At 68.9% G+C, this 11,864-nt stretch carries 10 protein-coding genes; 6 read left to right on the top strand and 4 right to left on the bottom strand.

What is annotated here, in order from left to right; translation table 11 throughout:
- Positions 1 to 108 precede the first annotated feature (108 nt).
- The gene (locus tag KEC55_RS14030; RefSeq protein ID WP_282505914.1) at positions 109 to 1,041 is read left to right on the top strand and encodes a CopD family protein; all 933 of its coding nucleotides are present in this window, start codon (positions 109 to 111) and stop codon (positions 1,039 to 1,041) included.
- 147 nt (positions 1,042 to 1,188) lie between these two features.
- On the opposite strand, the gene dgoD is transcribed toward KEC55_RS14030, so the two are convergent.
- Positions 1,189 to 2,337, bottom strand: coding sequence for a galactonate dehydratase (gene dgoD, locus KEC55_RS14025; RefSeq protein WP_282505913.1), 1,149 nt, complete (start codon positions 2,335 to 2,337; stop codon positions 1,189 to 1,191).
- A 134-nt stretch (positions 2,338 to 2,471) separates the two neighbouring features.
- Between dgoD and KEC55_RS14020 the strand changes: the two genes are divergently transcribed.
- Complete coding sequence (locus KEC55_RS14020) at positions 2,472 to 3,176, top strand: FadR/GntR family transcriptional regulator (RefSeq protein WP_282507531.1); 705 nt, start codon at positions 2,472 to 2,474, stop codon at positions 3,174 to 3,176.
- A gap of 27 nt (positions 3,177 to 3,203) precedes the next feature.
- On the opposite strand, the gene KEC55_RS14015 is transcribed toward KEC55_RS14020, so the two are convergent.
- Positions 3,204 to 3,449, bottom strand: coding sequence for a DUF1272 domain-containing protein (locus KEC55_RS14015; protein ID WP_044844539.1), 246 nt, complete (start codon positions 3,447 to 3,449; stop codon positions 3,204 to 3,206).
- 152 nt (positions 3,450 to 3,601) lie between these two features.
- Between KEC55_RS14015 and KEC55_RS14010 the strand changes: the two genes are divergently transcribed.
- A complete protein-coding gene (locus KEC55_RS14010; RefSeq protein ID WP_176050266.1) occupies positions 3,602 to 3,949 on the top strand; it encodes a GFA family protein in 348 nt (115 codons plus the stop codon).
- A gap of 34 nt (positions 3,950 to 3,983) precedes the next feature.
- Here the strand turns inward: KEC55_RS14010 and KEC55_RS14005 are convergent, their stop codons facing one another.
- Positions 3,984 to 7,091, bottom strand: coding sequence for a transglycosylase domain-containing protein (locus KEC55_RS14005; protein ID WP_282505912.1), 3,108 nt, complete (start codon positions 7,089 to 7,091; stop codon positions 3,984 to 3,986).
- Positions 7,092 to 7,511: 420 nt separating this feature from the next.
- On the opposite strand from KEC55_RS14005, the gene KEC55_RS14000 reads away from it, so the two are divergent.
- Positions 7,512 to 7,904 carry an MAPEG family protein gene (locus tag KEC55_RS14000; RefSeq protein WP_176050264.1) on the top strand — a complete coding sequence of 131 codons (393 nt, stop codon included), beginning with the start codon at positions 7,512 to 7,514 and terminating at the stop codon, positions 7,902 to 7,904.
- A gap of 9 nt (positions 7,905 to 7,913) precedes the next feature.
- Here the strand turns inward: KEC55_RS14000 and KEC55_RS13995 are convergent, their stop codons facing one another.
- On the bottom strand, positions 7,914 to 8,831 hold the full coding sequence (locus KEC55_RS13995) for a LysR substrate-binding domain-containing protein (RefSeq protein WP_282505911.1): 918 nt from the start codon (positions 8,829 to 8,831) through the stop codon (positions 7,914 to 7,916).
- Between the two features lie 199 nt (positions 8,832 to 9,030).
- On the opposite strand from KEC55_RS13995, the gene KEC55_RS13990 reads away from it, so the two are divergent.
- Together KEC55_RS13990 and KEC55_RS13985 are read left to right on the top strand one after the other, a co-directional pair.
- Positions 9,031 to 10,347: an MFS transporter gene (locus tag KEC55_RS13990; RefSeq protein ID WP_282505910.1), complete on the top strand. Its 1,317-nt coding sequence runs from the start codon at positions 9,031 to 9,033 to the stop codon at positions 10,345 to 10,347.
- Positions 10,348 to 10,386: 39 nt separating this feature from the next.
- The gene (locus KEC55_RS13985; RefSeq protein ID WP_282505909.1) at positions 10,387 to 11,859 is read left to right on the top strand and encodes an amidase; all 1,473 of its coding nucleotides are present in this window, start codon (positions 10,387 to 10,389) and stop codon (positions 11,857 to 11,859) included.
- Positions 11,860 to 11,864: the final 5 nt, after the last annotated feature.

The following is an 11,864-nucleotide window of genomic DNA, read 5'->3' as shown; positions in this document are numbered from 1 at the left end:
GTTTCCGGATTCATCGATGACGTTTTCTACCGTGCCGTTGCCTGCCTCACGCTGTCCGTCCCCTTGCCGCCGCCCTGCCGGCCCGTCGCTGTCGGGAGGGTGCGCGCGATGAAGTTCGACAGCTTGTGGATCGGTCAGGTCGCGCTCGCGGCGCTGATGGACGCCGCGTTCGCGATGGCGGTCGGCTCGGCATTGCTCAAGGCGTGGCTCGGCAAGGACGGCGCACGGCCGGTCATCGCGCCGTCGCATCCGGCGTGGCTGCGCGCGCAACATTCGCTGGTCGCGGCGGCGCTGGCGCTCGTGCTCGCGGATCTCGGCTGGCTCGTCTACGAGGCCGCGACGATGAGCGGCGCGGGGCTCGGCGGCGCATTCGCCGCGATTCCGACCATGCTGATGCAGACGCACACGGGCTTCGCATGGAGCGTCGCGTTCGCCGGCGCCCTCGTGCTCGCGATCGTCGCGCTCGCGAAACCGGATGGCCCGCTCGCGCACGCGGTGCTGTGGCTCGCGGTGATCGTGGTCGCGGCCGGCAAGGCCTCGCTCGGCCACGCGGCCGATACGGGCGCACTGTCCGCGGCGGTTGGCGTACAGACGCTGCACCTGCTCGCGACGGCCGTGTGGGGCGGCCTCGTGCTGGCGGGCGGGCTCGCGGTGCTGCCGGCGCTCGGTTCGTCGGTCGCGCGCGGCGCGCTGATCCGCATCGGCCAGCACCTGTCGCGCACGTCGATCATCGCGGTCGTGTTCGTGCTCGGCACGGGCGCGCTCAACGCGATCCGCGGGCTTGGCGGTTCGCTCGCGCCGCTCGACGGCAGCACGTGGGGACGCGTGCTGTTGCTGAAGCTGCTGCTCGTCGCGCTCGCGCTCGTGCTCGGCGGCCTGAACCGCTTCTCGGCGCTGCCGCGCCTGCGCCGCACCGCGTCGACGGAGGACGCGCACACGTTCCGCAACATCCTGCATCTCGAAGGGATGACGATGATCGGCGTGTTCGTCGCGGCGGCCGTGCTGTCGTTCAGCGTGCCGGGGTTCGCGGCGCTCGGCTGACCGAGGGTCCGGTGCGGGGCGGGGCAGCGATGCGCGCTGTCGACGCCCTGCGGATCGCAGAAGCAAAAACGGCCGCCTGTCGGGCGGCCGTGTCGAAGCCGGTGCGCGGCGTGATCGTCGCGCATTCCGGCTTATCTCACCCCTTCATCACCATTCGGCGACGCTGCCGTCCGCGTGGCGCCACACCGGGTTGCGCCAGCGGTGGCCCGTCTTCGCCATCTCGCGCACTTTCTCCTCGTTCACGTCGATGCCGAGCCCCGGGCCCTGCGGGATCGCGACGAAGCCGTCCTCGTAGCGGAACACCTCGGGGTTGCGCAGGTAGTCGAGCAGGTCGTTGCCCTGGTTGTAGTGGATGCCGAGGCTCTGTTCCTGGATGAACGCGTTGTAGCTGACCGCGTCGAGCTGCAGGCACGCGGCGAGCGCGATCGGGCCGAGCGGGCAGTGCAGCGCGAGCGCGACGTCGTAGCTTTCCGCGAGCGTCGCGATCTTGCGGCACTCGGTGATGCCGCCCGCGTGCGACGCGTCGGGCTGGATGATGTCGACGTAGCCGCCCGCGAGGATGTGCTTGAAGTCCCAGCGCGAGTACAGCCGTTCGCCGAGCGCGATCGGGGTGTTGGTCTGGTTGACGATGTCGCGCAGCGCCTCGGCGTTCTCCGACAGCACCGGCTCCTCGATGAACATCAGCTTGTATGGGTCGAGCTCCTTCGCGAGCACCTTCGCCATCGGCTTGTGCACGCGGCCGTGGAAGTCGACGCCGATCCCGACGTGCGGGCCGACTGCGTCGCGCACGGCCGAGACGTTCGCGATCACCTGCTCGACCTTGTCGTAGGTATCGACGATCTGCAGTTCCTCGGAGCCGTTCATCTTCACGGCCTTGAAGCCGCGCTCGACGACCGCGCGCGCATTGTTCGCGACGTCGCTCGGCCGGTCGCCGCCGATCCACGAATACACCTTGATGCGATCGCGCACCTGGCCGCCCAGCAGCGCGTGCACGGGCACGCCGTGATGCTTGCCCTTGATGTCCCACAGCGCCTGGTCGACGCCGGCGATCGCGCTCATCATGATCGGGCCGCCGCGGTAGAAGCCCGCGCGGTACATCACCTGCCAGTGGTCTTCGATCAGCAACGGGTCGCGGCCGACGAGGTAGTCGGCCAGTTCCTGCACGGCGGCCTCGACCGTGTGCGCGCGGCCTTCGACGACCGGCTCGCCCCAGCCGACGATGCCCTCGTCGGTTTCGATCTTGAGGAACAGCCAGCGCGGCGGGACGACGAAGGTTTCGAGGCGGGTGATTTTCATGACGCGAGTCTCCATGGTTGACCGGCACGGCCGCTCGGGCGCGGCGCACGGTCGCGTGCTTTCACGGTTATCCTAGCGTAGCCCGATAAAAAATAGTATTAATAGCATTATTGTGCAGATAGTGGGCAGCCGGCCTGCCGGATCAACGGAGAACGATCATTCAACGCGACCTGCATGGACAGACGGCCTTCCGGCTGGCGACGGCGATCCTGCGCGGCGACTATCCGCCCGAATCGCTGCTGCCGCGGGAGCCTGACCTGATGGAGATGTACGGCGTCAGCCGCACGGTGATGCGCGAGGCGCTGCGTACGCTGACGTCGAAGGGGCTCGTCGAATCGCGGCCGAAGGTCGGCACGCGCGTGCGGCCGCGCCGCGCGTGGAACCTGCTCGACGCCGACCTGCTCGACTGGTATGCGCGCGTCGCGCCGCCGCTCGCGTTTGCGCTGAAGCTGCAGGAGATGCGCGAGATGATCGAGCCGTACGCGGCCGCGCTGGCCGCGCGCGCGCATACGCCGGAAGCGTTCGCCGCGATCGACGGCGCGGCGCGTGCGATGGCCGCCGCGCGCAACGTCGACGAATGGGTGCGCGCCGACCTGCGCTTTCACCTGAGCGTGCTCGAGGCCGGCGGCAACGAGCTGCTGGTGCCGCTCGGCGCGCTGATCGACCGCACGCTCGAGGCGCAGCTGCATCTGAACGCGCGCCGGGCCGACGTCTACAATGCATCGCTCGCCGAGCACGTGGCCGTCAGCGATGCGATCCGCGTGCGCGACGAGGATGGCGCGCGCCGCGCGATGGCGACGCTGCTCGCGGTGACGCGTGCGCGGATCGAGATGTCGTGACGGAAAGGCGCGGGCGGCGAGGCGCCGTCAGGCGTTCGCGCAGCCGCCCGGCTTGACGATGCGTTGGGTCGATGGCGGGTACTTTGCGAGCAGGCTCGCCGGTCGCCGCGGGCGCGCGACCAGGTCGCCGCCGCAGTTCGGGCAGCGGCCCTTCAGCACGTCGTCGGCGCAGGTCGCGCAGAACGTGCATTCGAACGTACAGATGCGCGCCTCCGCCGAATCGGGCGGCAGGTCCTTGTCGCAGCATTCGCAGCCGGGGCGCAGTTCGAGCATGACGGTTTTCCTTGGTTGGGCAGGGTCGGGGTGGGCGCCGCCGGACGTTGCGTGCGGCGCATGCGAGCGCTACTGTACGCGTTTGGATCGGCCCGGCCAACGGTGTCTGCCCGGATACCGTCGACGCGCACGGGCCGCACCGGGAGACGACCATGCTTTATCGCGGAAGCTGTCACTGCGGAGACGTGAAGTTCGAGGCGGAAGGCGACCTGCAGGGCGTGATGGCCTGCAACTGCTCGATCTGCCAGCGCAAGGGCGCACTGATGTGGTTCGTGCCGCGCGACCACATGAAGCTGCTGACGCCCGAAGAACATCTCGCGACCTACCTGTTCAACAAGCACGTGATCAAGCATCGCTTCTGCAAGCGCTGCGGGATTCACGCGTTCGGCGAGGGCATGCATCCGGACGGCACCGCGATGGCGGCGATCAACGTTCGCTGTCTCGAGGATGTCGACCTCGACGCGCTGCCCGTCACGCATTACGACGGCCGCTCGCACTGAGCGGCGCACGGCGGCGCGAACGGTCGCGCCGCGCTCAGGAGGGTTGTGCCGACGCCGTGTCCGGCGCAGGCGTTTCCGCTTGCGGCGCCGGGCCCGCCGTGCGCGTGCCGGCGTCGGCCGGGCGTTCGATCAGTGGCGCGAGCGCCGGCGCCATCGACTTCAGCAGCTGTACGGCCATCGCGCTCGTGAAGTCGTAGCGGGCCGCGTACGGTTCGTGCGCGGTTGCCGTCAGGACCCCGAAGAACCGGTTGCCGATCACGAACACGAACGTGCCGCTGCGGTTGACCTTACGCGACTCGATCAGCCGCGCGCCGCGCGCATAGACGTTGAAGCGCTGGTCGCCCGTCCCCGTCTTGCCGTACACGTCGAGCGTCTTGCCGTCGGGCAGCGTGAGGCCGCCCGCGAGGCGGCGCGCGGTGCCGTTGAGCACGACGTCGCGCAGCAGCGTGTGCGCCACGTTGACGATCTCCGGCGACAGCATCGGCTGCGGCTGCGCGGCCGCGCGCACGAAGCGCGTTTCGTATGGCGTGCCCTTCGCGAAGTCGAGCCGCGTGATCGTCTCGGTCGGCGCCTTCTGGCCGCCGTTCGCGATCAGGCCGATCAGTTTCGCGAGCGCGTCGGGCTGGTCGCCCGATGCGCCGATCGCGGCCGCGTAGGACGGCGTGACTTCCGCGAACGGGTAGCCGAGCGCGCGCCACGACTTCGTGATCTCCGCGTACGCGCGCAGCTCGACCATGCGACGGATGCGCCGGTCCTGCGTTGCGTGGTAGCGCGTCTTGTACAGCCACGAGTACGTGTAGAAGCGCGCATCGTGGCTGTCGCGCTGGACCTCGGCGAGCGATGCGGCCGGGTGCGCGCGCAGGTAGTTGAGCGTCCACAGCGCGAGCGGATGCACGCTCGCGATATAGCCGCGGTCATTGAGGTTGAAGCGGTCGATTGCATATTTCGCGTAGAGCGCGGCGAGATCGTCGTCGGACAGCGTCGCGGCAGGCGTCCCCTTCAGTTGCGCGCGCATCTGCGCATCGAACCATGCAAGCGATTCGTTCGGCGCGACGCTGCGCAGCACCGTCGCGATCTTCGGCGGCGACTTGCGCACGTCGCGCAGCATCAACGCGAGTGCATCGTCGGGCGCCTTACCCGCATAGCGCGTGTAGTAGCGCTTCACGTAGACCTGGCTTTCGCCGTCGACGAACTGCTGCAGGTAACGCTGGCGCTGCTCGGGGTCTCCAAGCCACGACGACGACGGGCCGGCCGCCTGCAGCGTCTCGTAGTGGACGATGTCGCGCATCAGCCGCACGAACACGAGGTTGACCGAGTGCTCGAACGCCGCGTGCAGCGTCAGGATGCGGCCGTTGTCCGACTTCTCGAAGTTCGAGAACACCTGCGCGCCGCCGCCCGTGTAGAACACGTCGGGGCTCGCCGAGTACTTGCGTTCGACGGCCGCGTCGAGCATCGCCTGCAGCGAGCGGTCGCGCGTATGCGACAGGTAGTCGAGCGCCCAGTGCGACAGTCCGTCCATCGGGTCGGGCTTCACGCGCGCAAGCTCCGCGTTCGACAGGTTCGCGTAACGCGCGTGCAGGTCGGACACGATCTGCAGGTACGTGATCAGCGTACGCAGTTTCGCGGTCGACCCGAGGTTGATGCGGCCGCCGCGGTTCACGTCGAACGGCTCGTTCACGCTGTCGGTCTGCACGCGCAGCATGTTCGCGCCGTTGCGGTGTTCGTACAGCGTGAAGCTGTACGTGAGGTGCGACGGGTCGTCCTTCGGCGCAAGCATCTCGAAACCGTACAGGCCGGCGGCCTGCGCGCCGTCGCGTGTCGACGCCCGTGCGAGCCGTTCGGCAACGGCCTGCTGCACGCCGTTGTCGAGCGTACTGGTTGCCTGCAGGTCGAGCTGGTCGAGCTGGTACAGGTCGCCGATGCCGAGCGCCGACAGCAGCGACGCGCGCGCGGACGTCACGGCCTTGCGCGACACGAACGACTGCACGTGTGCGGCGGCCGGCGGCGCGCTGCGTTCGATCTGCGCGGCGAGCGCGGCATCGCGCAGCGCGGGCGAGATCACGCCGCCGGTCGACAGCAGCCGCAGGTAGCTGTCGGTCAGCTTCTCCAGCGCCGGATAACCGCGGTTGAGGAAGTACGACGGTGCGCGCTGCGCGATGATCAGCGACAGCACCTCGCGGAACGTCTTGCCCTGTTCGTCGACATTGTCGCCCGTCGTCGGCGCGGACAGGATCCGGTTCACGTCGTTGAAGTCGCGGCCGTACCACGCGGCGAGACCGTCGCCGATGCCGGTGATTTCACCGACATGCGGCCGCGCGGCGAGCGGCACCGAATTCAGGTAGCGCACGACGATCGTGCGGCGCGCGAGCATCGTCTGCGGGCCGTTCAGGTACGCGCGCACCGACGCGGATGCGATCTGCCGCAGCTTCTCGGGCGGCGTCGCGGTGCGGCCTTCGGGCGAATGGCGGAACTTCTCGATCTGCGTCGCGAGCGTGCTGCCGCCCGGGCGCGCCTGGTGACGGTTGACGACGTGCAGCGCCTGGTCGGCGAGTGCGCGGCTGAAACGCCCCCAGTCGATCGCCGGGTTGCGGTTCGGCTCGTTCGCGTCGAGCAGGTAGCGATCCTCGATGAACAGCAGCGAATCGGCGACCACGCGCGGCACCGTGTCGAAGTCGGCGTACACGCGCTGCGGGAACACGGTCGCGAACAGCGGCGCGCCGGTCGAATCGAACAGCATCAGGCCGGCCTGGTCCTTCTCTTCGTAAGGGAGGAACAACCCGCGATCGCCGAGCGACAGCATCCGCTGCGAATCACGCGCCTGGTTGCCGATGACGAAGCCGCGCGCGAGCAGCCGCTCCTGGAATGCCGGCAGCATCGCGTAGCCGAGGCGCTGGTCGTACGGGCCGTTCGCGGGGAAGCGGATGTGATCGCTCGGACCCGTTTCGATCGTGTAGCCAACGTCGCGGGTGAGCTCGGACAGATAGTGCGCCTGCAGCCGGGACGTCTCGATCTCGGTCTGCACGAGCCGCGCAACGATCGCCACCGCGATCAGCAGCGCGGCGAGCAAGGACCACTTGATCCACGTCCAGACCGATGCGAGTCCGGTCACGCGCGGCAGGATACGATTTAGCGGCCGATTCATGGCGGCGTCTCCCTGAAAGTGCGGGCTCCGGCCGCACCCCATTAAGGATTAGTGTAGTCCTCCGCAGCGGGCTGCCAAGGGCGTCGACTACCGAGATGCGCCGACGCAACGCGCGTGCCTGTGATGCGCGGCAATGGGCGCTGCGCTGCGATGGTGCGCGCCGCTGCGGCGTAACGTTTGCGCGTTTTGCGCGGCGAAGTCCGCGTGGCAGGCGGAGGCGGCGGGCAGGCCCGCGTGGCCGGGCCGACGGACGACGCACCGATTTCGTGCGCTGCGGCATCGTTGCAATTCGGGCCGGAACCCGTACATGAAAGGGCGTCGTCGAACGGCGGCGCTACGGGTTTCCGCGATAGCCGTGCGTGCCGGCGACGGGTACGATCGCCGGAGGTGCGGCGCATTTCCGTTTCCGCCCGGAGTCCCATGACGATCCATCCCGTCGCACTCGTGTGCACGGCCATCCTCGGGCTGCTGCTGTTCGGGCTCGGGCTCGTCGTGTCCGTCACGCGCTTTCGGTGCACCACCGGATCCGGGTGTGCGCCCGACCCGACGAACGGGCTGCACAAGGTCGTGCGCGCGCACGGCAACACGGCCGAATACGCGCCGTTTCTCGCGGTGCTGTTTCTCTATTTCGGCGCACACGATCCGTCTCGCGCGATCCTCGCGCTGATCGTCGCGGCAACCGTGTGCCGCTGCCTGCTGGTCATCGGATTGCTCGCCTGGCCGACGATGGCCAACCCGAATCCCGTGCGTTTCATCGGCGCGCTCGGCACCTATCTGTGCGGCGCCGCGCTGTGCATCGCGCTGTTCGTCTGAACGGCGCCGCTACCGCCACAGCAGCGCCGCGCGATCGTGCCGGCGCACGGCTTCGACGAAGCAGTGGATCAGGTAGTCGCAGGCAATCGTGTTCAGCGCATCGCGGCGCGTGAGCACGCCGACCGACACGGCCGGAATCGTTTCCTCCACGTCGATCGCGACCATCCGCTCGCGAATCCAGTCGACTTCCATGAAGCTCTTTGGCACGCACGACACGGTGTCGGTGTGCACCGACAGCGAAAACGCCGCGCTGAACGACGTGCATTCGACGATCGGCCGCGGCGCCGGATAGCCGTGCGCGACGAACACGTCCTGCAGCAGCCGGCCGATGCTTTCCGGCGACGTGTTGAGGATCCACTGCGCGTCCTGCAGTTGCGCGAGCGACGTGCAGTGACGCAGCGGATTGCTCGCGCGCGTCATCAGGATCAGTTCCGATTCGAGCAGCGGCCGGAACGTGAATTCCGGCGACAGCCGCGTCGCATCGATGATCGCGATCACGAAGTCGAGCGAGCCGTCGCGCAGCCGCGGCAGCGCCGTGTCGAGAAATCCTTCGCGCACGTCGAGGCGGATCGTCGGCATGCGCTGGCGGAACGCGTCGAGCGCGGCTGGCAGGAAGCCGAGCGACATCAGCGGCGTCAGCGCGCACGCGAGCGCGCCTTCCTTGCCGCCCGACAGTTGGATCACGTCGTCGCGCGCGTGCTGCATCTCCGCAAGGATCAGCCGCGCGCGTGCATAGACGGCCTGCCCGAAACGCGTGAGCTGCGCGCCGCGCGCATTGCGCGTGACGAGCGGCACGCCGAGATCGAGTTCGAGTTCGCGGATCGCCTTCGTCAGCGCGGGCTGCGACAGGTGGATCGCGCGCGCGGCCGCGCGCAGGCTGCCGTGTTCGGCGATGGCGGCAAGCGCCCGGAGCTGGTGGTGTTTCACGGCGAGGCGGGGCGTGGCGGCAGTGGCGACGTTCGTATCCTACACCGCGTTTCCGCGCGGAAAGCACGCGATAACCGTGCGTTATCACGATCGAAAAATGTCGCTCCGGGCTGCGTATTTTGAATGCCTAGACTGCATGCGCAGGCCGTCGAACGGGCCGCGCACACGACACGCATAACCAGTACGGAGACACACCTTCATGAAGGCGCCCCGAGCGGACAGCATGTTCGGCGGGCATGTCGGCGACGTTGCCGCATCCCCGTCCAATCGTCAGCTGATTGTCGCGATCACGATCGGCAACGGCCTCGAATTCTTCGATCTCACCGTGTTCAGTTTCTTCGCGGTGCTGCTCGGCAAACTGTTCTTTCCCGCGGTCTCCGCGCAGCAGCAGTTGCTGATGTCGGTCGCGACCTTCGGCGTCGGCTTCATCGCGCGGCCGATCGGCGGTGTCGTGATCGGGCTCGTCGCCGACCGGTTCGGCCGCGTGCCCGCGATGAACCTCACGCTCGTCACGATGGCGATCGGCACCGGGATGATCGGCGTGCTGCCGACCTATGCGCAGATCGGCATCGCGGCGCCCGTGCTGGTCGTCGTCGCGCGGCTGCTACAGGGCTTTTCGGCCGGCGGTGAGGTCGGCGTATCGACGTCGCTGCTCGCCGAGCGCGCGCCGGCCGGCGAACGCGGCTACTACACGAGCTGGCAGTTCGCGAGCCAGGGCGCCGCGGCGCTGGCCGGTTCGTTCGTCGGCTTCCTGCTGTCGCATTTTCTCGATACCGCCTCGCTCGAATCGTGGGGCTGGCGCGTGCCGTTCCTGCTGGGCGTGCTGATTGCGCCGATCGGCCTCTACCTGCGCGCACGCTTCAGCGCGATCGAGCAGCACGCCCCGGCCGCGGCTGCGCGGCGTTCGTCGGCGGTGCTCGGCACCGTGCTGCGGCGCGACGGCGGCGCCGTGCTGACCGCGCTCGGCCTGGTGGTCGGCGGCACGGCCGCGCACTTCATCGTGCTGTATTACATGTCGACGTACGCGATCAAGGTGCTGCACCTGCCGATGGATGCCGCGCTGTGGTGCGGGATCCTGTCCGGCGCCGTGATGTTCGTCGCCGCGCCGATCGGCGGGCGGCTGTCGGATCGCACCGGCAGCAAGCGCGTCGCGCTGTGGTCGCGCATCGCGCTGACCGTGCTGATCCTGCCGGGCTTCTGGCTGATCCGCGCGGTGCCGTCGATCGCGACGATGTACGCGGTCGTGATGCTGCTCGCCGCGCTGCACTCGATCAACGCCGGCGCGAACGGCGTGATCCTCGCCGAGCTGTTCCCGAAGAGCACGCGCGCCACCGCGCTGTCGATCGCGTATGCCGGCGGCGTGTCGATCTTCGGCGGCTTCGCGCAGTTCATCGTCACGTGGATGATCGGCGCGACCGGCAATCCGGCGGCGCCCGCGTGGTACGTGATCGTCTGCGGCGTGCTGTCGCTCGTCGCGCTCGCGTTCGCATCGGATCGCAGCGAACACGATGCGTGAGCGTTGCCGCCTCCTTTCTTCCACTTCGCCCCGAACCGTATGACCGCCACCGTTTCGCTTTCGTCCCCGCCCGCCGACGTCACGACCGGCGACCTGTGCGACTTGCCCGCCCGCACGATGCTCGACCTGCTGAAGGCACGGCAGATCAGCGCGTGCGACCTGCTCGATGCGCATCTCGCACGGATCGCGACGGTCAACCCGCGCGTGAATGCGCTCGTGACCCTCGTCGATCCCGACGTGCTGCGCGCCCGTGCGCGCGACATCGATACCCGCTGGATGCGTGGCGAATGGCAGGGGCCGCTGCACGGGCTACCGGTGTCGCAGAAGGATCTCACCGCGACGCGCGGCGTGCGCACGACCTACGGTTCGCCGTTGTTCGCCGATCACGTGCCGCTGCATGACGCGCTCGTCGTGCGCCGCTGCGCGAGCGCCGGCGCGCTGATGATCGGCAAGTCGAACACGCCCGAATTTGGCGCCGGGTCGCATACGTTCAACGACGTGTTCGGCGCGACGCGCAACCCGTGGGACCTGACGCGTTCCGCGGGCGGCAGCAGCGGCGGCGCGGCGGCCGCGCTCGCGTGCGGGATGAATCCGCTCGCGTGCGGCAGCGACATGGGCGGGTCGCTGCGCAATCCGGCCGCGTGGAACAACGTGGTCGGATTACGACCGTCGCCGGGCCGCGTGCCGCGCGCGCCCGACCTGAACGGCTGGACGACGCTCGGCGTCGACGGGCCGATGGCGCGCGACGTGGCCGATACCGCGTTGCTGCTGTCGGCGATCGCCGGGCCGAGCGGCGAGACCGCGACCGAACTCGCGGAACCGGGCGCGCGCTTCGCGCAGCCGCTCGAACGCAACTTCCGCGGCACGCGCATCGCGATGTCGCGCGGCCTGCCCGGCGTGCCGGTCGATCCGGAGATCGCGCGGGCCGTCGATGCGCAGGCGCGGGTGTTCGCGGCGCTCGGCTGCGAAGTTGAATTCGACGATCCCGACCTGTCGGATGCCGAGGACGTGTTCCGCATCGAGCGCGCGTGGATGATCGGCACGCTGGTCGACGGGTTCGACGATGCGCAGCGCGCGGCGCTGAAGCCCGAGATTCACGATGAATACCGGCTGCACCGGTCGCTGACGGCCGCCGATCTCGGCCGCATGTTCGTGCGCAAGACGCGGCTGTTCGAGCGGATGCGCGCGTTCATGCAGCGCTACGCGTTCTACGTGCTGCCGACGACACAGGTGATGCCGTTCGACGTCGACCTGCGCGCGCCTGCGCATGTGCAGGGGGCCGCGAGCACGTCTTACATCGACTGGATGCGCGTGTGCTGGTACCTGTCGTCGACCGAGGCGCCGATCCTGTCGGTGCCGTGCGGCTTCGGCGCGACCGGTTTGCCGATCGGCATGCAGATCGTCGGCCGCTACCGCGACGACTGGGGCGTGCTGCAGTTCGGCCATGCGTACGAAGTCGCGGCCGGCCGCCGCTGGGCTCCGCCGACGGTCGTCGCCGACGCGATGCGCTAGCCGTC

The organism is Burkholderia cepacia, assembly GCF_029962485.1.
GTDB lineage: Bacteria > Pseudomonadota > Gammaproteobacteria > Burkholderiales > Burkholderiaceae > Burkholderia.
The sequence above is the reverse complement of the archived record's forward strand: the minus strand, read 5'-3'. Positions and strand labels throughout refer to the sequence as shown.

Bases quoted from the DNA above. Each gene is read 5' to 3' on its own strand.
- KEC55_RS14030 (WP_282505914.1), top strand. From the start codon at position 109: ATGAAGTTCGACAGCTTGTGGATCGGTCAGGTCGCGCTCGCGGCGCTG.
- KEC55_RS14000 (WP_176050264.1), top strand. From the start codon at position 7,512: ATGACGATCCATCCCGTCGCACTCGTGTGCACGGCCATCCTCGGGCTG.
- KEC55_RS13990 (WP_282505910.1), top strand. From the start codon at position 9,031: ATGAAGGCGCCCCGAGCGGACAGCATGTTCGGCGGGCATGTCGGCGAC.
- KEC55_RS13985 (WP_282505909.1), top strand. From the start codon at position 10,387: ATGACCGCCACCGTTTCGCTTTCGTCCCCGCCCGCCGACGTCACGACC.
- KEC55_RS14015 (WP_044844539.1), bottom strand. From the start codon at position 3,449: ATGCTCGAACTGCGCCCCGGCTGCGAATGCTGCGACAAGGACCTGCCG.
- KEC55_RS14005 (WP_282505912.1), bottom strand. From the start codon at position 7,091: ATGAATCGGCCGCTAAATCGTATCCTGCCGCGCGTGACCGGACTCGCA.
- dgoD (WP_282505913.1), bottom strand. From the start codon at position 2,337: ATGAAAATCACCCGCCTCGAAACCTTCGTCGTCCCGCCGCGCTGGCTG.
- KEC55_RS14010 (WP_176050266.1), top strand. From the start codon at position 3,602: ATGCTTTATCGCGGAAGCTGTCACTGCGGAGACGTGAAGTTCGAGGCG.